The 20174-nt window shown below is 70.7% G+C and carries 18 protein-coding genes and 1 other RNA gene; 6 read left to right on the top strand and 13 right to left on the bottom strand.

From position 1 onward, the window contains the following. Positions 1 to 37 precede the first annotated feature (37 nt). Positions 38 to 628: a YqgE/AlgH family protein gene (locus AB0C19_RS13670; protein WP_112582369.1), complete on the bottom strand. Its 591-nt coding sequence runs from the start codon at positions 626 to 628 to the stop codon at positions 38 to 40. Positions 629 to 949: 321 nt separating this feature from the next. On the opposite strand from AB0C19_RS13670, the gene mdlC reads away from it, so the two are divergent. Continuing rightward, a complete protein-coding gene (gene mdlC, locus AB0C19_RS13665) occupies positions 950 to 2545 on the top strand; it encodes a benzoylformate decarboxylase (RefSeq protein WP_357184115.1) in 1596 nt (531 codons plus the stop codon). Positions 2546 to 2551: 6 nt separating this feature from the next. Here the strand turns inward: mdlC and AB0C19_RS13660 are convergent, their stop codons facing one another. The 10 genes from AB0C19_RS13660 to pruA all read right to left on the bottom strand — a co-directional run bounded on the left by AB0C19_RS13660 (position 2552) and on the right by pruA (position 11334). Then, entirely contained in the window at positions 2552 to 3505 is a 954-nt protein-coding gene (locus AB0C19_RS13660) for a hypothetical protein (protein ID WP_357184112.1), read from the bottom strand. A 45-nt stretch (positions 3506 to 3550) separates the two neighbouring features. Next, positions 3551 to 4060 carry a hypothetical protein gene (locus tag AB0C19_RS13655; RefSeq protein ID WP_357184108.1) on the bottom strand — a complete coding sequence of 170 codons (510 nt, stop codon included), beginning with the start codon at positions 4058 to 4060 and terminating at the stop codon, positions 3551 to 3553. 171 nt (positions 4061 to 4231) lie between these two features. Continuing rightward, positions 4232 to 4906 carry a hypothetical protein gene (locus AB0C19_RS13650; RefSeq protein WP_357184105.1) on the bottom strand — a complete coding sequence of 225 codons (675 nt, stop codon included), beginning with the start codon at positions 4904 to 4906 and terminating at the stop codon, positions 4232 to 4234. 69 nt (positions 4907 to 4975) lie between these two features. Then, positions 4976 to 5351, bottom strand: a transfer-messenger RNA (tmRNA) gene (ssrA, locus tag AB0C19_RS13645). A gap of 104 nt (positions 5352 to 5455) precedes the next feature. After that, positions 5456 to 5935: an SsrA-binding protein SmpB gene (smpB, locus tag AB0C19_RS13640; RefSeq protein WP_357184102.1), complete on the bottom strand. Its 480-nt coding sequence runs from the start codon at positions 5933 to 5935 to the stop codon at positions 5456 to 5458. A gap of 149 nt (positions 5936 to 6084) precedes the next feature. After that, a complete protein-coding gene (gene ftsX / locus AB0C19_RS13635; protein WP_357184099.1) occupies positions 6085 to 6960 on the bottom strand; it encodes a permease-like cell division protein FtsX in 876 nt (291 codons plus the stop codon). 67 nt (positions 6961 to 7027) lie between these two features. Beyond that, positions 7028 to 7708: a cell division ATP-binding protein FtsE gene (ftsE, locus tag AB0C19_RS13630; RefSeq protein WP_030331491.1), complete on the bottom strand. Its 681-nt coding sequence runs from the start codon at positions 7706 to 7708 to the stop codon at positions 7028 to 7030. A 118-nt stretch (positions 7709 to 7826) separates the two neighbouring features. After that, positions 7827 to 8948 (bottom strand): peptide chain release factor 2, encoded by a 1122-nt coding sequence (gene prfB / locus AB0C19_RS13625; protein WP_357184096.1) that lies wholly within the window; start codon positions 8946 to 8948, stop codon positions 7827 to 7829. A gap of 64 nt (positions 8949 to 9012) precedes the next feature. Further along, positions 9013 to 9528, bottom strand: a complete 516-nt coding sequence (locus AB0C19_RS13620) for a PadR family transcriptional regulator (RefSeq protein ID WP_238677722.1) — start codon at positions 9526 to 9528, stop codon at positions 9013 to 9015. 177 nt (positions 9529 to 9705) lie between these two features. Further along, complete coding sequence (gene pruA / locus AB0C19_RS13615) at positions 9706 to 11334, bottom strand: L-glutamate gamma-semialdehyde dehydrogenase (protein ID WP_357184092.1); 1629 nt, start codon at positions 11332 to 11334, stop codon at positions 9706 to 9708. A 291-nt stretch (positions 11335 to 11625) separates the two neighbouring features. Here pruA and AB0C19_RS13610 point away from each other — a divergent pair, with 291 nt between their 5' ends. Beyond that, on the top strand, positions 11626 to 12759 hold the full coding sequence (locus AB0C19_RS13610; protein WP_357184089.1) for a hypothetical protein: 1134 nt from the start codon (positions 11626 to 11628) through the stop codon (positions 12757 to 12759). Positions 12760 to 12813: 54 nt separating this feature from the next. Here the strand turns inward: AB0C19_RS13610 and AB0C19_RS13605 are convergent, their stop codons facing one another. Next, positions 12814 to 13323 carry a hypothetical protein gene (locus AB0C19_RS13605; RefSeq protein WP_357184086.1) on the bottom strand — a complete coding sequence of 170 codons (510 nt, stop codon included), beginning with the start codon at positions 13321 to 13323 and terminating at the stop codon, positions 12814 to 12816. A 215-nt stretch (positions 13324 to 13538) separates the two neighbouring features. Here AB0C19_RS13605 and AB0C19_RS13600 point away from each other — a divergent pair, with 215 nt between their 5' ends. Continuing rightward, positions 13539 to 13766 (top strand): helix-turn-helix domain-containing protein, encoded by a 228-nt coding sequence (locus AB0C19_RS13600; RefSeq protein ID WP_030490852.1) that lies wholly within the window; start codon positions 13539 to 13541, stop codon positions 13764 to 13766. Positions 13767 to 14065: 299 nt separating this feature from the next. Next, positions 14066 to 14662 carry an Rv3235 family protein gene (locus AB0C19_RS13595; RefSeq protein ID WP_357184082.1) on the top strand — a complete coding sequence of 199 codons (597 nt, stop codon included), beginning with the start codon at positions 14066 to 14068 and terminating at the stop codon, positions 14660 to 14662. Positions 14663 to 14766: 104 nt separating this feature from the next. Here the strand turns inward: AB0C19_RS13595 and secA are convergent, their stop codons facing one another. Then, complete coding sequence (secA, locus tag AB0C19_RS13590) at positions 14767 to 17694, bottom strand: preprotein translocase subunit SecA (RefSeq protein WP_357184079.1); 2928 nt, start codon at positions 17692 to 17694, stop codon at positions 14767 to 14769. Positions 17695 to 17862: 168 nt separating this feature from the next. Here secA and AB0C19_RS13585 point away from each other — a divergent pair, with 168 nt between their 5' ends. Then, positions 17863 to 19014, top strand: a complete 1152-nt coding sequence (locus AB0C19_RS13585; RefSeq protein WP_357184075.1) for a GNAT family N-acetyltransferase — start codon at positions 17863 to 17865, stop codon at positions 19012 to 19014. Then, positions 19011 to 20123, top strand: a complete 1113-nt coding sequence (locus AB0C19_RS13580; protein WP_357184072.1) for a GNAT family N-acetyltransferase — start codon at positions 19011 to 19013, stop codon at positions 20121 to 20123. The genes AB0C19_RS13585 and AB0C19_RS13580 overlap by 4 nt, the downstream gene beginning before the upstream one ends. Positions 20124 to 20174: the final 51 nt, after the last annotated feature.

Raw genomic sequence — 20174 nt, 5'->3', positions numbered from 1 at the left:
CGCATGGTCATCTCGCGGGGTCCCCCGCCGGGCCGGGTCAGTTGAGCGCCACGTCCGGCGGGAAGTGCGCGACGGCGGCCATCATCCCGCCCTGCCGGCGCAGCACCATCGGCCACAGGTCGTCGGGCCGGTCGACGAAGGCGTCCCCGGGGAGCCCGTCCAGCACGAACCAGGACCCGTCGGCGATTTCCTGCTCCAACTGGCCGCTGCCCCAGCCGGAGTAGCCGGCGAAGACCCGGATGCCGCCGATGCTCTCCCGCAGGCGCTCCGGGTCGACCGAGAGGTCGATGGTGCCGACCGCCCCGGAAACCTGGTGGAAGCCCTTCACCCGGCGCATCGGGTGCCGCATCCGGGCGAGGCAGATGGCCGAGTCGGGCTGCACCGGGCCACCCTCGAAGAGCACCGCCGGGTGGCGGGCCAGGTCGCTCCAGTCACCGAGCACCTCGGCCACCGGCACCTCGGTGGCCCGGTTCAGCACCACACCGAGCGCGCCGCCCGGCTCGTGGGCTACCAGCAGCACCACGGTACGGTCGAAGTTCGGGTCCTTGAGCGCCGGAGTCGCGACCAGCAGCCGCCCGGTCATCGACTCCATCGCTCGTCCGCCGATCGCCTGGCCCTCTCCCTGCATGCCACACACCCGTCAACCGTGAGCCCGCGCCGGGCACCGGTCATCGACCGGATCCGCCCGCCGCATCGGGTTCAGCCGCGCTGTCAACGCCATGCCTGGCACCATAGCCTGCGTGCTGGGTGCTGGCTAAGGTCTGACCGGCGGGTGATCGGACAGTTAAGACGAAGGGCCGACGCACCCGACGGCGGAGCTCCCGGTGATCGACCGATCGGGGCCACCGACGGCCGAGAAACGCCCGAAAGGTCCGTCACATCCCGATAGATTCGGCTGATCGGGAGGGCGACCGCGGTTGCCCCTGCCCGCGACACGGAGGCGGGTGCGATGGCAACTGTCCGGGACGCGACGTACGACGTGCTCCGCACCCTCGGTATGACCACTGTCTTCGGCAACCCCGGCTCCACCGAAGAGCCGTTCCTCCAGGACTTCCCCGCCGACTTCCACTACGTCCACGCGCTGCACGAGGCGACGGCCGTCGCGATGGCCGACGGCTACGCCCAGGCCAGCGGAGTGCCCGCCCACGTCAACCTGCACACCGCCCCGGGCACCGGCAACGGCATGGGCAACCTGGTCACCGCCTGGCACAACAAGACCCCGCTGATCGTCACCGCCGGCCAGCAGACCCGGGAGATGCTGCTCCTGGAACCCCGGCTGGCCAGCCGCCGACCCACCGAGCTTCCGCAGCCCTACGTGAAGTGGGCCTACGAGCCGGCCCGGGCGCAGGACATCCCCGCGGCGATGCTGCGGGCGTACGCGACGGCGGTGCAGCCACCGGCCGGGCCGGTCTTCCTCTCCCTGCCGATGGACGACTGGGCCCAGCCAGCCGACCCGCCGCCGGCACCGCGGACAGTGGCCACCCGGTTCGCGCCGGACCCCCAGCGGTTGGAGGAGTTCGTCCGGGTGCTGGCCGGCAGCCGCAACCCGGTGCTCGTGTACGGGCCGGGGGTGGACCGCTCCGCGAGCTGGTCGGCCGCCGTCGCGCTGGCGGAGCGGCTCGCCGCGCCGGTCTGGTCGGCGCCCGCCACCGAGCGGGCGGTGTTCCCCGAGGACCACCCGCACTTCCGCGGCGTGCTGCCGTACGCGATCGGTCCGCTCGCCGAGGCGCTGCGCGGGCACGACACGGTGCTGGTCGTCGGCGCCCCGGTGTTCCGCTACTACCCGTACGTGCCAGGCGGGCACCTGCCCGACGGCGCCCGACTGCTGCACATCACTGACGACCCCGACGAGGCCGCGCGAGCCCCGGTCGGTGACAGCCTGCTCAGCGACCCGGGGCTGGCCCTGGCCGCGCTGCTCGAAGGGGTGCCGCCGAGCGACCGGCCGACACCCACGCGACGGGACGCACTGCCACCGCCGGAGGTAGGCACCCCACTGAGCGCCGACGCCCTGTTCGCCGCGCTGGCCGCGCACTGGCCGACCGACGGCGTGCTGGTCCAGGAGTCACCATCCAATCTGTCCGCGCTGCGTCGTCAGCTACGGATCACCCGCCCGGCGTCGTACTTCACGATGGCCAGCGGCGGCCTCGGGTACGGCCTGCCGGCGGCGATCGGCATCGCATTGGCCGAGCGGGACACCGGGCGCGGTCGCCCGGTGGTGGCGGTGATCGGCGACGGTTCCTTCCACTACTCGGTGCAGGCGCTCTGGACGGCCGCGCGCCTGGCACTGCCGGTGGTGGTCGTCGTCCCGGTCAACCAGCAGTACGCGATCCTCAAGGCGTTCGCCGAGCTGAAGCACACTCCCGGGGTGCCCGGCCTGGACCTGCCGGGGTTGGACGTCATCGCGATCGCGGCCGGCTACGGCTGTGCCACGCAGGTGGTGGAGACCCCCGATCAGCTCGGCGCGGCGCTCTCCGCCGGGCTGCGCGCCGACCGGCCCACCGTGTTGCCGGTGCCGATCAGCACCGACGTGCCCAGCATCCTCTGAGCCCGGTCAGCGCGCTGCGATCGACAGCGGGGCACCGGTGAAGACGTCCAGCACCGGCCGGCTGCCCAGGGGCGCCGCGAGAGTGACGGTGACCGGCTCCACTTTCAGCAGGGCGATACATTCGCCGGTGGCCCGGGTGACGCCGCCACCGACCACCACGACGTCCGGCCGTTCCCACACCAACGGCGTGATCCCGGTGTCGCACGCGCCGACGCCGAGGCGCACTGTCAGCCGGGCGCCGTCGGCGGCGGCCAGGTCCTGGGCCGCCACCAACCCCTCCGGCAGCGGCCGGGCCGGCGCGGTGGGCTCGGGGACGGGGGTGACCGCCGTCGGCGCGACGGCGAGCCGGACCACCGGGCTGTCCAGCTCCTTGATGGTGAACAGCCAGGCCGGGACCTGCGCCACGCCCCGGCTCGTGCGCACCGGCGCGGCGCCGAACGTGACAGCGGTGACGGTGAGCGGGAGACAGGCGGTCTGCGTGCTGCTCGTGGCCCACCCGTCGGGCCCCGGTTCGACTGTCGGGCCGCCGGGGGTGGGCAGACCAGGTCGCTTCGGCCGCCCCGGGCAGGGCAGTGGGTCACCCTGGTCGAGCTGCCGGTACGCCTCGGCGGCGCTGACCAACGGCAGCCTCAACCGTCCGTCCGGGAACTGGATCTCGGCACCGACCCGGGTGGGCGGTATTCCGACCTGCTCGCGGTACCACCCGGCCCGGAAGGCCGCCTCGGTCTCGGGGGTGAAGCCCGGGTCACCGGTGAGCAGTGTCGGCCCCTCCAACGGCACGTAGCCCGTACGCCAGTCGGGGCCGGGTTGCCACGCCTCGGCGACCTGAGCGGCCCGCTGGTCGAACGCCTCCACGCCGCGCGTCGGGGTGCGCGGGCCGTCGGCCGGACCGGCGCCGGTAGCGGCGCAGCCAGCCATCAGCAGCAACGGGAGTACGAGCAGCAGGGCGGGCCGTTTCATGTACGGTTCGACGCCTCCGCCGACCTGCCGGTTCCCGACCTGGGCTCAGGTCTCACCACCCAGATCCATCTGGTACGCCTCCCAGAGCAGGTCGGCGCCGCGCCGCCGATGCCGGGCCAACCGCCGCAGCAGGTGCCCGGCCCGGTGTCGCAGCTCATCGGGGTGCGCCTCGGCCCGCTCGGCGATCTGCTGGACCGCCAGGATCGCGGCGACGATCGCCACGTGCTCCCGGGTCAGCAGCCGCACCCCGTTGTCCAGTCGCGGCGACTGGGTGAGCAACTCCCGGTAGAGGCCGGTGGGACCTTCGGTGACCCGAACATGTTCGGCGAAGCCCTGGCGCACCGGACGCAGCCGAAGCAGAACCTCTTCGCGCCAGCGCGGCTCGGTGCTGGCGACGGCGACGGCCCGGCCGAGCGCGTGCACGTCACCGGCGAGGCCGGCCGGGCGCGGCGCGCCGGGTAGACCGATGGAATGTGGATCGGCGGGGAGCCCCGCCGGATGCGCGACGCGCGGTCGGGCGACGACTGACGGCTGCTGGACCGGACCGGTGACCATGGCACCTCCCGCGCGGCGGCGCTGCTACCCCATACCGCGATGGTGAGGCTGCCGGGCCCGGCCTGTCCAGGGCCCTGAGCGGTCTCATCTGCCCCGTTGACCCCATTGACCCCACCAGCCACGCAGGTGCGGCCCCAGAGCCGCAGAGGCCTCCTGGGACTGCCGACTGCTTCAGTCGGTCGACGGGCGCTCTGCCAGCCGCCGCAGGTGCTCGGCCACGGCACGCGCGTCGCCGGCCCGCTCGTCGCTCGGTCGACCCGTCGTGATCGCCTCGGCCAGCGCCCGCAGCTCGGACGGCGGCAGGACCGGCAGCCCCATGCCGCGCAGCGGGATCGTGACCCCCCGGGCACTCTCCGGGTCGGTCGCGCGGACGGCCCGCACCTGCGGTTGGCCGGCCGGACCGTCGTCCGCCTCGCGGTACGACACAGCGCCGGACTCGATCCGGGCGGTGGCGAGGTCGACGGTGCGGGTGCGCAGCGCACCGCGTACCCGCGCCCGGCTGCCGTCCAGCCAGGCGGCCGTGCGGAGCACCCGCAGCACCAGATAGAGGCCGAGCAGGACGAACGGCAGGCCACACAGGCCGATGAACGGGCTGGGACCGGACTGGTTCGGGTCGGCGGAGTCGCGTAGCCCGGGTGGCAGCAGCCCCGGTGGCAGGTCGCGAGCCTCCTCATAGGAGGCGAACGCGTCACCCGGGCCGGTCAGTCGGCGCAACAGCCCGTCGGCGACGAGGGGCAGCGCCACGAACGCCGCGCCGACGGCCGTGAGCAGGACGCCGAACACCACCGCCACGACGCGCTGGCCGGGCGACGCGCCGACCGACAGGCGCAGCTCCTGGTTGGTCACAGCAGGCAGCGTAAGACCCCGCGAACAACGAAGCGCCCCGGCTGGTGGGCCGGGGCGCTTCGTTCGAGGTGGTGGAGGTGCCGGGAATCGAACCCGGGTCCTTCGCCGGTTTGTCAGGGCTTCTCCGAGCGCAGCTCGCTGTGCCTCTACTCGGCCCCACCGCTCACGCGAGCAAGTTGGTGTGACGGGCCCAGTCGCTGATTAATCTCGCCGCACGGACCCCGCGACCGGGTCCGATTGGCCAGCCTCCTAGCTGATGCCGGCTACTGGGACGAAGGCGTTCCCAGGCCGACAGACTTAGCTACTCGCCTCAGGCGGCGAGAGCGAAGTCAGCGCGATTTTGCTTGGCGCTTATAAGTTTCCGACGACCGATTCTCGAGACGACGTCGGCTTCCTCGGCTCGCTTCCCCTGTCGCTGCGTACGAAGTCGAAACCAGTCACCCCCTCGACAGGCCGCCGATGTGGCGGCACTGACAAGACTAACGCCTGCCGCAACAGCTTTCATCCCGAGCCCCGGGCCGGCACGCCGACCCGGACAAACAGGATGAACTAGTCGTCCATGCCCTTGCCGCGTCGACCGGACACCCGGGCGATCTCCCGGTCCGCGTCCCGCTTGGCGAGGTCCTGACGCTTGTCGTACGACTTCTTGCCCTTGGCCAGGGCGATCTCGACCTTGGCCCAGCCGTCCGAGAAGTAGATCTGCAACGGGACGATGGTGAAACCGCCCTCGCGGGTCTTGCCGAGGAGCTTGTCGATCTCGCCCCGGTTGAGCAGCAGTTTGCGGGTACGCCGGGGCTCATGGTTGGTCCAGGTGCCCTGGGTGTACTCCGGGATGTGCATCGCGTGCAGGAACAACTCGCCGTCACGTTCCTGCGCGAACGCGTCGACGAGTGACGCCCGGCCGGCCCGAAGCGACTTGACCTCGGTGCCGGTCAGCGCCATGCCCGCCTCGTACGTGTCGAAGATGGCGTAGTCGTGACGCGCCTTCTTGTTGGAGGCGACCACCTTGCGCCCCTTTTCCCGTGGCATCGGTGCCACCCCCTCTCCTGGCGTCTGCGGCCGGGCTCACCCCGGCCGGACAACCGATCATGCTACCCGAATCACAAGGACCCTCCCGCGCCGTTTATTTCCGGCTGCGGGAGGGTCCTCGGGAGACCACGGGACGACCCGTACGGTGCCTAGACCCGCAGGTAGAAGCGCAGGGTGATCCAGGCGGTACCCGCGCTGACCAGACCACCGACGCCAGCCATCAGCGGGAAGATGAACAGGATGTCGCCCCAGGTGATCGGCGAGAGCAGACCCTGCAACGCGCTCAACGACCCGTCGAAGAGCAGATACTTCGCCGCGACCAGGGCCACCAGACCGAGCAGTGAACCGATCAGGCCGGCCACCACGGCCTCCAGCACGAACGGCGCCTGGATGAACCAGTTGGACGCGCCGACCAGCTTCATGACCGCCACCTCACGCCGCTTGCTGTACGCGGCGACCTGAATGGTGTTCGCGACCAGCAGCAGGGCGGCGACCGCCATCACGATGGCGGCAGCAAGGGCGATGTTCTGGATCGAGGTGAGGATGTTGAAGATCTTGTCGAGCAGTCGACTCTGGTCGATGATCTCCTCGACGCCCGCGGTGTCCTTGTACTGGTCGTAGACGTTCTTGTACTGCTCCGGGTTGTTCAGCTTGAGCCGGAACGCCTCGGGCAGTTGGTCCGGCTTGACCGCGTTCACCAGGTCCGGCGCGTCCTGGTACATCTCCTTGAAGCGCTTGTACGCCTCGTCCTTGTTGACGTAGAGGACGTCCTTGACCAGGGGGTCGCTGTCGAGCTTGGTCTGGAGGTCGGTGCGCTCCTGCTCGGTCACCTCCTGGGTCAAGAAGATCGAGACTTCGATGTTCTTGTAGTAGAGGTCCTTCATGTCGTCGACCTGGCGGTACATGAGACCGCTGGCGCCGAGCATGGTCAGCGAGACCGCCATCGTGATGATCATCGCGATGGACATGGTCACGTTGCGCCACAGTCCGACCAGTACCTCGGACAGGACGTATTTCACGCGCATCGGGATTTCCTCCGGGTCTCCGGCATGAGGTGTTCGTCGTCAGGCTGCGCAGGGGTGGAGCGCCGGCTCACCCGTAGACGCCGCGGGCCTGGTCACGCACGATGCGACCGCTCTCAATCTCAACGACGCGGCGGCGCATCTGGTTCACGATGTTGGAGTCGTGGGTGACCATCACGACGGTCGTGCCGGTGCGATTGATCCGGTCCAGCAGGCGCATGATCTCAATCGAGGTGTCCGGGTCCAGGTTTCCGGTGGGCTCGTCCGCCAGCAGGATCAGCGGACGGTTCACGAACGCCCGGGCGACGGCGACCCGCTGCTGCTCACCACCGGAGAGCTCGTGCGGGTAGCGGTGCTCCTTGCCACCGAGCCCGACCAACTCCAGCACCTCCGGCACGACCCGGCGGGCAACCGCCTTCGTCTTGCCGATCACCTCGAGGGCGAACGCCACGTTCTCGTAGGCGGTGCGGTTGGGCAGCAGCCGGAAGTCCTGGAAGACACAGCCGATCGAACGCCGGAAGTGGGGTCGCTTCCAGGAGCGCATCGACGTGACGTCCTTGCCGTTGACGACGACGCGCCCCTTGTTGGGGGCCACCTCGTGCAGCAGCATTTTGATGATCGTGGACTTGCCGGAGCCGGATGGACCGATGAAGAAGACGAACTCGCCCTTCTCGATCGAGACGGACACGTTGTCGAGCGAAGGCCGGGACGCCTTCGGGTACGTCTTCGTCACTTGCTCAAGCTGAATCACGGGTGGTGAGTCTACGCGGTGTAACAACTGAGCCAAGCCCCACGCCCCGCCGATCCGGCACGAGTCGTCGAATCAGGCTCCTACCTGGAGATCGACGACGCGCTCCGCCCGCGCACCGTCACGCACCGTCGCCGGCGAGCTGCCGACGCTTGCGCCAACGGATGCCCGCCTCGATGAAGCTGTCCAGGTCGCCATCGAAGACCCCGCTCGGATTGCCGGTCTCCTGCTCGGTTCTGAGATCCTTCACCATCTGATACGGGTGCAGGACATAGGAGCGCATCTGGTCGCCCCACGAGCCCGCCGCGTTCTCCTTGAGCCCCTCGAGCTTGGCCTGCTCCTCCTGGCGCTTGCGCTCCAGCAGGCGGGCCTGGAGCACCCGCAACGCGGAGGCCTTGTTCTGCAACTGGGACTTCTCGTTCTGGCAGGTCACCACGATGCCGGTCGGGATGTGCGTCAGGCGCACCGCCGAGTCGGTGGTGTTGACGCTCTGCCCACCGGGCCCGGAGGAGCGGTAGACATCGACCCGGACCTCGTTCTCCGGGATGTCGATGTGGTCGGTCTGCTCGGTGACCGGCAGAACCTCGACGCCCGCGAAGCTGGTCTGCCGACGACCCTGGTTGTCGAACGGGCTGATCCGGACCAGCCGGTGCGTGCCCGACTCCACACTGAGCGTGCCGTACGCGTACGGCACCTTGACCGCGAAGGTGGCCGACTTCAGGCCCGCCTCCTCGGCGTACGAGGTCTCGTAGACCTCGGTCGGGTAGCCGTGCCGCTCCGCCCAGCGCAGGTACATCCGCAGCAGCATCTCGGCGAAGTCCGCGGCGTCCACGCCACCCGCGCCGGCCCGGATGGCGACCAGCGCCTCCCGGGAGTCGTACTCGCCGGAGAGCAGGGTGCGGACCTCCATCTCCTGGATGGCCTTGGTCAGCCCGGTGATCTCCGACTCGACCTCGGTGAGCACACCCGGGTCGGCCTCGGCCTCGGCCAGCTCCAGCAGCACCTGGGCGTCGTCGAGGCCGGAACGCAGACTGCCCAGCTTGCTGATCTCGCCGTTGACGTACGACAGCTGCGAGGTCACCTGCTGGGCCTTGGCCTGGTCGTCCCACAGGTCAGGGGCGGAGGCCTCCTGCTCCAGGCGGGCCTTGTCCTCGTGGAGACGGTCGAGGTTGAGGACGGCCTCGATGTTTCGCAGGGTCGCGTCGAGTTCCTTGAGCTGTTCGGCGTAATCGGCAGCGGTCACGACACACAAGCGTACTGTGCCGGGAGCGGAGCAGCTCGTTCCCTATGCGCGAACCCGCTGACCGTCACCCGACGGGGGCGGACTTCAACCACGACAGGGCCGCCCGGTGGTAGGCGACGGCGAACTCCAGGGCGCTGGCGTCGTACGTCTCGCCGTCCCGTTTGGCGTTCTTCACCTGCTCCCGGACCTGGGCGAGGGCCTCGGTGTGGTATTCGTTGGCCGAGGCGTACAGGCCCTTCAGCTGGCTGGCGGAGTGCAGGTTGCCGAAAGCCATCCGGAGCGCTATCGGGTTGCGGATGGTGTCCCGCCCCGGGTTCTCCGCGAGCCAGCGGGAAAACGTCCGTTTTCCGCTGGCGGTGAGTGAGTACGGCTGGCTCATCCGCGGGCCCGGCTTACCGAGCCGCACGAAACCCCGCTCAGCCAGCACCGGCAATTCGCGGTACACCTGACTGCGGGTCATCGACCAGTACGGCGCCAGACGGCGCTCAGCGGCGGCCATCAACTGACCGCCTGTCATCGGGCCCTCGTGGAGGAGGCCGAGCAGGGCCGCCGCCGTAGGGTTGACTCCGGAATCCGCCATGGCCACTACGCTGCCACTTTGCGCACCCGGCGTCCAGGATTTGCCGGTTTGCCACCCGACAGGACTTCCTAAGTGCACTGTCGGCGGCAGACTGTCCGTTGAGGACTATCGATGGATCGCCACATTCCGGGCGTCCGCCGGCGACGCCCACACGCGCCGCCGGCGGGTCGTCGCCGGTCAGCCCATGTGGGGGTAGGTGTGGTCGGTCGGCGGCACGAAGGTCTCCTTGATCGTCCGCGGGGAGACCCAGCGGACCAGGTTCAGCCAGGAGCCGGCCTTGTCGTTGGTGCCGCTCGCGCGGGCGCCACCGAAGGGCTGCTGCCCGACCACAGCGCCGGTCGGCTTGTCGTTGATGTAGAAGTTGCCGGCCGCGTACCGCATACGCTCGCCGACCGACTCGACGACCCGGCGGTCGGTGGCGAACACCGAGCCGGTCAGCGCGTACGGGGCAATCGACTCCGCCTGCGCGACGACCTCGTCGAAGCGGGCGTCGTCGAACACGTGCACGCCCAGGATCGGCCCGAAGTACTCGGTGGTGAAGGTCTCGTGGGCGGCGTCGCCGCACTCGAAGAGCGTCGGTCGCACGAAGTAGCCGACCGAGTCGTCGGCGGTGCCACCGGCCAGCACCCGGCAGCTGTCGTCGCCGGCGATCAGCTCCAGCGCGGCGGTGTGCCGGGCGAACGCCTTGTCGTCGATCACCGCGCCGCCGAAGTTGCCGAAGTCGGCCACGTCACCGTAGGTCAGCGAGTCGGCGGTGGCGGCCAGCCGGTCCCGCAGCCCACCCTCCCAGATCGAGCGCGGCACGTACGCCCGCGAGGCCGCCGAGCACTTCTGGCCCTGGTACTCGTACGCGCCACGGATCAGCGCGGTGTGCAGCGCGTCCACGTCGGCGCTGGTGTGCGCGACGACGAAGTCCTTGCCGCCGGTCTCGCCGACCAGGCGCGGGTAGCCCCGGTAACGGGAGATGTTGTCGCCCACTGTCCGCCACAACTGCTGGAAGACCTTTGTCGAACCGGTGAAGTGGATGCCGGCCAGGTCAGGGTCGGCGAGCACGACATCGGAGACCTCCTCGCCCCGGCCGGTGACCATGTTGATCACGCCCGGCGGCAGGCCTGCGGCCTCGAACAGCCGCATGGTGAAGTGCGCGGCGAACTGCTGGGTCGGGCCCGGCTTCCAGACCACGGTGTTGCCCAGCAGGGCCGGCGCCGACGGCAGGTTGCCGGCGATGGCGGTGAAGTTGAACGGGGTGACCGCGTAGACGAAGCCCTCCAGCGGGCGGTGGTCGAAGCGGTTCCAGACGCCGGGCGAGGACGCCGGCTGCTCCTCGAGCAGGCGACGCGCGAAGTGCACGTTGAACCGCAGGAAGTCGATGAACTCGCACGCCGCGTCGATCTCCGCCTGGATCGCGGTCTTCGACTGGCCGAGCATGGTGGCGGCGTTGAGCGTGTCCCGCCAGGGACCGGCGAGCAGCTCGGCGGCGCGCAGGAAGATCGCGGCGCGCTCCTCGAAGGGCAGCGCCCGCCACATCGGCGCGGCGTCCTTGGCCGCCCTGGTCGCGGCACGCGCGTCGTCGTGGGTGGCGTGCGCGGTCACCCCCAGCACGTGGGCGTGCTTGTGCGGCTGCACCACGTTGATCGGGTCACCGCCGGCCATCCGCTGCTCACCGCCGATGGTCATCGGCAGGTCGATGCGCTCGGCGGCGAGCTCGGTCAGCCGCCGCTGGAGCCGGTCCCGGTCGGGGCTGCCCGGCTCGTAGTTGCGAACCGGCTCGTTGCGCGGCTCGGGAACGGAGAACACGGCATCCATCAAGGCTCCTGGCGATCTCGACAGCAGTGGCGAAACCGGACCCGCGGGCACCGACCGGATGGCCGGACACCGGACGCCGCACGGGAGGCCGAGCAGCGGCGGGACCTCCCCTGATTCTCCCACGACGGGCCGCGCGACCCACTTCCGCCACCGCCCTGCGCCAAGGACCGCCCCACCCCTTCTCTCCTTACCGACCGGCCTCGATCCGTCCCGCCGTCCCGGGGCGGCAGGCAGCCCAGCGGACCCGCGTACCCTGAATGGTCGGTGACCTGCCGCCTCGAAGGGGAGACGATGACCAAGCAGCCCGGCCGCGTCCCGGCCGCTGAGTCGGACGAGCCGGCTGTCGACCCGGCCAGCGCCGGCAGTCGGCCGCTGCCCGCCCCCGGCGCCGCAGTCCTGGCGCTACTGGCGCTCGGTTGGCTGGCCGCCATGCTCTGGTCCACCCGGGAGGCAATCACCTCGGCGGCGGCCGGGGTCACCGCGATCAGCCTCTCCGCGTTCGCTCTGCCCGGCGTGATCTCGGCCGCACTGGTGGCCGGGGCGGCCGTCGCACTGGCCGCTGGCAACCTGCTGGCCCGCCGGTACGGCGACTGGGCCACCCTGCGCTTCGCCGGGGCGATCGGCGGCGGAATGCTGGTCGGGCTCGCTGCCGCGGTGGCCATCAACCTCACCTACTTCGACACGTCCACCACCAACGTGATCGCCGGCACCACGGCGGCCGCGGCGATCATCGGAGGCGCGCTGGCCGCCGCGCGGACCGCCCCGGCGATCGGTGCCGTGGTCACCGCCGCGCTGGGCACGCTGATCTTCGTTGTCGCGTTCAGCCGCGCCAGGGACCCACTGTTCGACCTCTTCGGCTCCGGCGACAGCCAGGAATCGTTGATCAACGCAGCCAAGTGGGTGTCCCGTACCGAGTCGCTCGTCGCCGGGCTGCTCGCCGGGCTCCTGGCCTTCGGCTACCTGACCTGGGCACGGCGTCGAGCCGTCCGCCGCGATCCCGAGGCCTCGGCACTGCGCTGGCCGGCCTACCTGCTCGCCGGCGCCGGGCCGGGGCTTCTCCTGCTGCTCGCCGAAGTGATCATCAGGGTTGGTGGCCGGTCGCTGCTCGACCTCGCCAGCGCGCTCAGTGAGGCGGACGCTGTGGCGCAGACCTCACTGGGCACCTCGCGGGTGGACAACGGCATCTGGGTGCTCTTCGTGGGGGCGCTGACCGCGCTCATCGCGTTCGGCCGCACGCTCAGCCCGGCCCACAGCGACGACGACGAACCGGCCCACGTCCCGAATCCCGCCGCCGACCAGGTCGACCCGGCGGACGACAAGCCGGGCTACGCGAAGGCGTTCGACGCGGACCCGGCCGAGACGTTCGAGGGCGACGCGGCCGAGACGCCCGACGCGGACCCGGCGAAGGCGGACCCGGCTCGCTGACGCCCCACCGGAGCCGGGGTTCGCCTCCGGCTGCCGCCGGTGGGTGTGCCCGGCTCAGTCGGTCGCGCTCAGCAGCTGGTCCAGCTCCGTCACGTCGTACCACTCAAGCTCGTGGTCCTCGGCGCCGTCGACTGTGAACTGGGCATCCGGGTCACCAGCCGCCGCCTCGGCCACCACGTCGGCCGCCGCGCCGACCTCCTCGGCCGCGTCGGTGCCGTCCACGTGGATGGCCGCGACGGCACCCACCGGCACGGCGTCGGTCAACGTCACAGTGCTGGAGCCCAGCTCACCGTCGCCACGCCCGATCGCCGCCGACGGCAGGTCGACCGAGATGACGACGCGACGGCGGGGAGCGGTCGGATCGGCCCGGAGCAGGTGCAGGGCGTCCTGGGCAGCCCGGGTGAAGGCGACGTACTCCAACTCCTCCTCGTCACCCTCGGCGTACCACTCGCGCAGCGCCGGAGTCACTGCGTGCGCCTGGTCGGCGGACAGCCCCTCCGCACGCAGCCGGGCCAGCATCGGTACGGTCGCCGGCACGTACACCCGGACAAGCTCGTCGGTCACCGGTCGTCTCCCCGCGTCGTCCTCCACCGGCGGCCGCCGGCACGGGCGCAGATCATGCCGCACGCCGTGACCGTCATACACCCCGCCTCCGGCCGGAGGAAGTTCCCAACCGGTGTGTCCCGTGCGGTTGGTCCGCGACCGACCCGGTCCGGTGCTGGGCGGCGGGGGCTGTCGGTGGCAAACTGAGCCAAACGACATCAACCCCGGGAGTTTCTGTGGAGCCGAGGTTCCTGCTGCTCTCCGACGTGGCCGCCGAGCTCAACGTGTCGGACTCGCAGGTCTACCACATGGTGCGCAGCGGCGAACTGCCGGCGATCAAGATCGGCGGACGCGGCCAGTGGCGCGTCGAGCGCGCTCGGCTGGAGGAGTACATAGCGCGTAAGTACGACGAGACGGCAGATTGGGTGCAGAGCAACCCGCTGGTCGACCGCGACCCCGAGTAGCGGACGCCCGGCCCGCTCTCCCGGCCTGGCCTGCGCCACTCAGCCAGCCCCGCCCGATCTGGTCCGCCCACCCCGGCCCGCCCGACCAGGCCCATCGGTCCTCGCGGGGCATGATCCACTCGGCTTTGCAGAAGTCGGGGTGTTGGGGCCGCTGGGACCGCGCGACATCAAGAAACCCGAGTGGATCACGCGCCTTGTCGGGCGGAGGCCACCACGAGGCCATTGACCGAGACCGTTCCGTCGCCCAGAATCGAGCCTGTCGGAGGTAAACGAAGGTAAACGCAAGATCAAAGGGGGCCATGATGAGCGGAGCGCGACCCGGTCCTTCACGACCACCCGTGCGGCTGCGCCCCGTCCCACCCTTCGACCCGCCGTACGTCGACGAGACCGACGGGTCGTACTGGCCGGCGCCGACCGACGGCCAACTCGCCCTCGACCTGTTCGCCTCCACCCGGCCCAGCCCGGTCCTCCCGCCGGAGCGGCGAGCAGCGCTGCGCCCGGTGCCCAGCCGGTCCACCAGCACCCACCCGGTCGCGTCGTTGCCGCCGTCGACCGCACCGGAAACCACCCGGGCAGCGCACCGCTTCGTCGGCACCTGCCTGGAGGTGGTCAACGGCTACCGCTCGCCGGCCCAGGTGCGAGCACTGCTCGACCCGGCCCGAGCGGGCGACCTGCTGACCGAACTCGGCCGCGCATCCGGCCGGGCCGGGGCATCCCGCCGCCGTAGCGGCCGACCACTGGTCCGGCTGCAACGCCTACGCGTCTGTGCGCCCCGGGAGGCCACGGTGGAGGCGGCAGCCGTCCTCACCGGCGCGGGCGGCCGAAGTTGGGCGATGGCCCTGCGCCTCGAACATCGCCGGGGCCGCTGGCTCTGCGTTGCCCTGCACGTGCTCTGACCCCACCTGCCCCGGTCGCCGGCGAGGCTGAGAAGACACCGACGGGCCCCGGCCTGGTCGGCCGGGACCCGTCGGTCAGACGCTGTCGGTGCAGGTGCTGTTTGTCAGTTGCCACCGTTGGGCGCGCCGTGGCAGCGCTTGTACTTGCGGCCCGAGCCACACGGGCACGGCGCGTTGCGGGACGGGCCGTTGCTCGCCTCCGCCTGGTTCGGTGCCGGCCGACGGGCGGCGGCCGACGGAACTGCCGGGCCACGCAGCCCGGATGCCGGCCGCTGCGGAGCGGACGGCGCACTCTGCCCCGGTGCCGCAGGAGCACCCGGAGCCGGTCGGCCCACACCGAGCGCCGGAGCCTGCTGCTCGGCCTGCTCCACGGCGACAGCACCCGGGCTGGCCTCACCGTCGATGGTGGGGGCGGAGTATTGCAGGCCCTGCCGCCGCGGTGCCTGGTTGAGGCCCTTGGCCCGGATCTCCACCGGCTTGTCGAGCAGGGTGACCTCGTCGGCCCCCTCCTCCGGCTCCGGTTCGGTCACCTGGACGTCGACGTTGTAGAGGAAACCGACGGTCTCCTCCTTGATGCCGTCCATCATGGTGGCGAACATGTCGAAGCCCTCGCGCTGGTATTCCACCACCGGGTCGCGCTGGGCGTACGCCCGGAGGTTGATGCCCTCCTGGAGGTAGTCCATCTCGTAGAGGTGCTCGCGCCACTTGCGGTCGATGACCTGGAGCAGCACCATCCGCTCGAGCTGGCGCACCCCCTCGGTGCCGAGCTGCTCCTCACGCCTGTCGTACGCGGCGTTGGCGTCGTCCTTGAGGCGGGCGACCAGGAAGTCGGCGTCCATGCCGGCCCGGGAGCCACCGGCCTCCTCTTCCAACTCCTCGATCGTCACGCCGACCGGGTAGAGCTGCTTGAGGCTGGACCAGAGCTGCTCAAGGTCCCAGTCTTCGCCGTAGCCGTCGGAGGTGGCGCCCCGCACGTACGCCTCGACGGTGTCGTCGATCATGTTGCGGACCTGGTCGGAGAGGTCTTCACCGTTGAGCACACGGAGCCGCTCGGCGTAGACGACCTGGCGCTGCTTGTTGAGCACCTCGTCGTACTTGAGCACGTTCTTGCGGATCTCGGCGTTCTGGCCCTCGATCTGGGCCTGGGCGCTCTTGATCTGCCGGGTGACCATCTTCGACTCGATGGGCACGTCCTCCGGGATGTTGAAGCGCTCCATCACCGCCTCGACCGCTCCGGCCCGGAAGCGCCGCATCAGCTCGTCCTGAAGGGACAGGTAGAAGCGGGACTCGCCCGGGTCGCCCTGCCGGCCGGCGCGACCACGCAGCTGGTTGTCGATCCGCCGGGACTCGTGCCGCTCGGTGCCCAGCACGTAGAGGCCGCCGGCGGCCGAGACCTCTTCCGCCTCGGCGTCGCAGGCCTGCTTCCAGGTGGGAAGGACCTCCTCCATCGCCTTGGCGTACTCTTCCTCGTTCTCCAGCGGGTCGAGGCCGCGTTGGCGCAGCTCGTTCGCGGCGAGGAACTCGGCGTTGCCACCGAGCAGGATGTCGGTGCCGCGGCCGGCCATGTTGGTCGCCACGGTGACTGCGCCCTTACGCCCGGCCTGGGCGACGATCTCGGCCTCCCGGGCGTGGAACTTGGCGTTCAGCACGTTGTGCGGGATGCCACGGCGGCGCAGCAACTGGGAGAGGATCTCGGAGTTTTCCACCGAGACGGTGCCGACCAGCACCGGCTGACCCATCTGGTGCCGCTCGGCGATGTCCTCGATGACGGCGTTGAACTTGGCCTTCTCCGTCTTGTAGATGACGTCGGGCCGGTCCTCGCGAACCATCGGGCGGTGGGTCGGGATGGTCACGACGCCGACCTTGTAGACCTTGTTGAACTCGCTCGCCTCGGTCTGCGCCGTACCGGTCATCCCGGACAGCTTCTCGTAGAGGCGGAAGTAGTTCTGGAGGGTGATGGTGGCCAGGGTCTGGTTCTCCTGCTTGATCTCCACCCCCTCCTTGGCCTCGATCGCCTGGTGCATGCCCTCGTTGTAGCGACGGCCGTGCAGGATGCGACCGGTGAACTCGTCGACGATCAGGACCTCACCGTCGCTGACGATGTAGTCCTTGTCGCGCTTGTAGAGCTCCTTGGCCTTGATGGCGTTGTTGAGGTAGCCGACCAGAGGCGTGTTCACCGACTCGTACAGGTTGTCGATGCCGAGCCGGTCCTCGACCTTGGCGACACCCCGCTCGGTCACCGCGATGGTGCGCTTGGAGTGGTCGACCTCGTAGTCGCCCTCGCCGTCGGTGCCGGGCTGGAGCCGGGCCACCACACCGGCGAACTCGCCGTACCAGCGGGCGGAGTGCTCGGCCGGGCCGGAGATGATCAGCGGGGTGCGGGCCTCGTCGATCAGGATGGAGTCGACCTCGTCGACCACCGCGAAGTTGTGCCCGCGCTGCACCAGCTCTTCCTTCGACCACGCCATGTTGTCGCGCAGGTAGTCGAAGCCGAACTCGTTGTTGGTGCCGTAGGTGATGTCGCACTCGTAGGCGGCCTTGTGCTCAGTGGCCGGCCGGTTGGGCAGCACCACGCCGACGGTCAGCCCGAGGAACTCGTGCACCCGGCCCATCCACGCCGCGTCACGCTGGGCGAGGTAGTCGTTGACCGTGATCACGTGGACGCCCTTGCCGGAGAGCGCGTTGAGGTAGACAGCCATGACCGAGGTCAGCGTCTTACCCTCACCGGTCTTCATCTCGGCGATGTTGCCGAAGTGCAGCGCCGCGCCGCCCATCACCTGGACGTCGTACGGGCGCTGGCCGAGCACCCTGGCGGCCGCCTCGCGGGCCACCGCGAACGCCTCCGGCAGCAGGTCGTCGAGGGTCTCACCCTCGTCGAGCCGCTCCCGGAACTGTTCGGTCATGCCGGCCAGTTCCTCGTCGGTGAGGTTGACGTAGTCGTCCTCGATTGAGCTGACGGCGGCGGCGATGGCCTTGAGCCGTCGCACCATGCGGCCCTCGCCCGCGTTAAGGACCTTTTCCAGAATCGACACGGATCAACGCTCCCCTAGACAGTCTCGAACCATCGTAGGCGCTCCATCGGCCCGATGGTCACTGGTGGCGGTGCTCGACCCCGCCGAACCCGACATAACTCGCGTCCGGCACACGCTCCAAACGTTATCCGGTTACGCCGTCGGCGAACGCTACGGCAGGATGCACGAGTGGAACCCGTGGAGATCATCGAGGACGGCGTGCTGCTGCGGCCCTGGCGGGAGGCGGACGCCGAGGCCGTGCACCGAGCCTGCCAGGACCGGGACATTCAGCGTTGGACCACCGTACCGCGCCCGTACCGGCCGGAACACGCCCACGGATTTGTCACCGAGATGAGCCGGAAGGCCTGGGCCGAGGGCACCGGGGCACCGTTCGCGGTCTGCGATCCGAACACCGGGGAGCTGCTGGGTTCCAGCGGGCTCATCTCGATCCACAAGGACGGCACCGGTGAGATCGGCTACTGGACGGCTCCCTGGGCGCGTGGTCGGGGCGTGATGGTCCGGGCCACCCGGGCGGTGGCCCGCTGGTCGTTCGACACCATCGGGCTTCGCCGGCTCATCTGGCAGGCCGAGGTGGGCAACCACGCCTCCCGGCTGGTGGCCCTCCGGGCCGGTTTCCGGATCGAAGGCCGGTTGCGGCTGGCCAACCCGGCGCTGCCCGGCAGCACGGACGGCTGGATCGGCTCACTGCTGCCCGGCGAGGTACCGGCCGCCGGGTCGACCGGTCCGGCCGGTCCGGGCACCCTCGCCGCCCGGCGGGCCGCCGTCTTCGGCCGCCCACAGCCCGTTCTGTTCGCCGAGACCGGGGACGGCGAGCTGCGGCTGCGGCCCATGGAGGAGAAGGATCTGGACGCCGTGGTGCAGACCTCCCAGGACCCGGAAACCATCCGCTGGACGACAGTGCCGGACCCGTACGAGCGCGCCGACGCGCAGGGCTACCAGGCTTACGGCCGGGACGCCTGGGCTCGGGGGGACGCCGCCTGCTTCGTGATCGCCGACCCCGACGACCGGTACGCGGGCACGCTCGACCTGCGGCTCTCCCCCGCCGACCCGCTGGTGGCCGACGTCGGCTTCGTGACCGCGCCGACGGCCCGGGGGCGGGGTTATCTGCCAGCCGCGCTGGTCGCGCTCAGCGCCTGGGGCTTCAGCACGTTGGGCCTGGCGCGGATCGAGTGGAAGGCGAACGTGGGCAACACCGCCTCCCGCCGGGCGGCGGAGAAGGCGGGCTTCCTGGTCGAGGGGATCGCCCGGGGCGGCGTGCAGCACCGGGGCGAGCGGGTGGACGTGTGGGTCGGGGCGCTTCTCGCGAAGGATCTGGGATGAGTCTGCGGCCGGTCGTCGAGGCGCACGGGGTGCGGCTGCGCCCGTTTCGCGCTGAGGACAACGCCGACGTGGTGGACGGCTGCGCGGACCCGCTGACTCAACGGTTCGTGTCGAGCCTGCCGACGCCGTACACCGCTACCGACGCCCGCTGGTGGATCGACGTCGGCGCGCCGGCGGCCTGGGCCGGCGGCGGCACGGCGTACGCCGTCGCGGACCCCGCTACCGACCGGCTGCTCGGCGCTGTGGGGTTGAACAACCCGGTGCCCGCCCGGGGTCAGCTGGAGATCGGTTACTGGATGCGACCGGCGGCGCGTGGTCGCGGGCTGGCCGCCGCGGCGACCCGCGCGCTGAGCGAGCACGCGTTCGCCGCCGGGGCAGCCCGACTGGAGTTGCTCACCGATCCGGAGAACGGCCCGAGCCAGCGGGTCGCGCTGGCCGCCGGCTTCCGCTACGAGGGTCTGCGCCGGTCGGCCGGTGCGTCCCGCGACGCGGGTCGGCACGACCTGCTGGCCTGGGTACGCGTCGTCGGTGATCCGCCCGGCCCGGTCGCCCGCCTGCTGCCCGACCTGCCCGGCGGGGTGCTCACCGACGAGGTGGTGGCGTTGCGCCCACTCGGGCCGGACGACGCGGCGCTGATCTACCGACTACACAGCCGACCCGAGGTGGTGGCGAACCAGGCGCCGCCGGTGCCGCCGACCCGTGAGGCGATGGAGCGGCGTTGTCGTCTCGCGCAGAGCGGCTGGCTGACCGGCGAGATCGCCCGGCTGATGATCACGGACGTGGCCAGCGGCGAACCGGTGGGCAGTTGCGGCTTGTCGTACACCGATGTGGCCGCCGGCGAGGCGTCGGTCGGCTACGCGTTGCTGCCGGACTGGCGCGGCCGGGGGTACGCGACGCGGGCGGTCAGGTTGCTCGCGGGCTGGGCGTTCGGAGCGGCCGGTGTCGCCCGGCTGTCGGCCGGCACGGTGCCGGACAACACCGCGTCGCACCGGGTGCTGGAGCGGGTCGGTTTCCGGCGCGAGGCCCTTCAGGGCGGCCGGCTGCCCGGGTTGGCCGGCGCCCGCCTGGACGACCTGACCTTCGCATTGCTCCCCGCCGACCTCCGCTGACGGACCATGGAGTTGTGGTGGGCGTTCCCCACCACAACTCCATGATCGACG

Source organism: Micromonospora sp. NPDC048842 (assembly GCF_040649935.1).
GTDB lineage: Bacteria > Actinomycetota > Actinomycetes > Mycobacteriales > Micromonosporaceae > Micromonospora > Micromonospora hortensis.
Note: the sequence above shows the minus strand (reverse complement) of the source record. Positions and strands in the feature narration are given on the sequence as shown.

Excerpts from the sequence above, each read along its gene's own strand:
- smpB (WP_357184102.1), bottom strand. The coding sequence starts at position 5,935 with ATGCCACGGGAAAAGGGGCGCAAGGTGGTCGCCTCCAACAAGAAGGCG.
- AB0C19_RS13610 (WP_357184089.1), top strand. The coding sequence starts at position 11,626 with ATGACCAAGCAGCCCGGCCGCGTCCCGGCCGCTGAGTCGGACGAGCCG.
- ftsX (WP_357184099.1), bottom strand. The coding sequence starts at position 6,960 with ATGCGCGTGAAATACGTCCTGTCCGAGGTACTGGTCGGACTGTGGCGC.
- AB0C19_RS13620 (WP_238677722.1), bottom strand. The coding sequence starts at position 9,528 with ATGGCGGATTCCGGAGTCAACCCTACGGCGGCGGCCCTGCTCGGCCTC.
- mdlC (WP_357184115.1), top strand. The coding sequence starts at position 950 with ATGGCAACTGTCCGGGACGCGACGTACGACGTGCTCCGCACCCTCGGT.
- AB0C19_RS13670 (WP_112582369.1), bottom strand. The coding sequence starts at position 628 with ATGCAGGGAGAGGGCCAGGCGATCGGCGGACGAGCGATGGAGTCGATG.
- AB0C19_RS13660 (WP_357184112.1), bottom strand. The coding sequence starts at position 3,505 with ATGAAACGGCCCGCCCTGCTGCTCGTACTCCCGTTGCTGCTGATGGCT.
- AB0C19_RS13595 (WP_357184082.1), top strand. The coding sequence starts at position 14,066 with ATGATGAGCGGAGCGCGACCCGGTCCTTCACGACCACCCGTGCGGCTG.
- AB0C19_RS13655 (WP_357184108.1), bottom strand. The coding sequence starts at position 4,060 with ATGGTCACCGGTCCGGTCCAGCAGCCGTCAGTCGTCGCCCGACCGCGC.
- AB0C19_RS13580 (WP_357184072.1), top strand. The coding sequence starts at position 19,011 with ATGAGTCTGCGGCCGGTCGTCGAGGCGCACGGGGTGCGGCTGCGCCCG.
- pruA (WP_357184092.1), bottom strand. The coding sequence starts at position 11,334 with ATGGATGCCGTGTTCTCCGTTCCCGAGCCGCGCAACGAGCCGGTTCGC.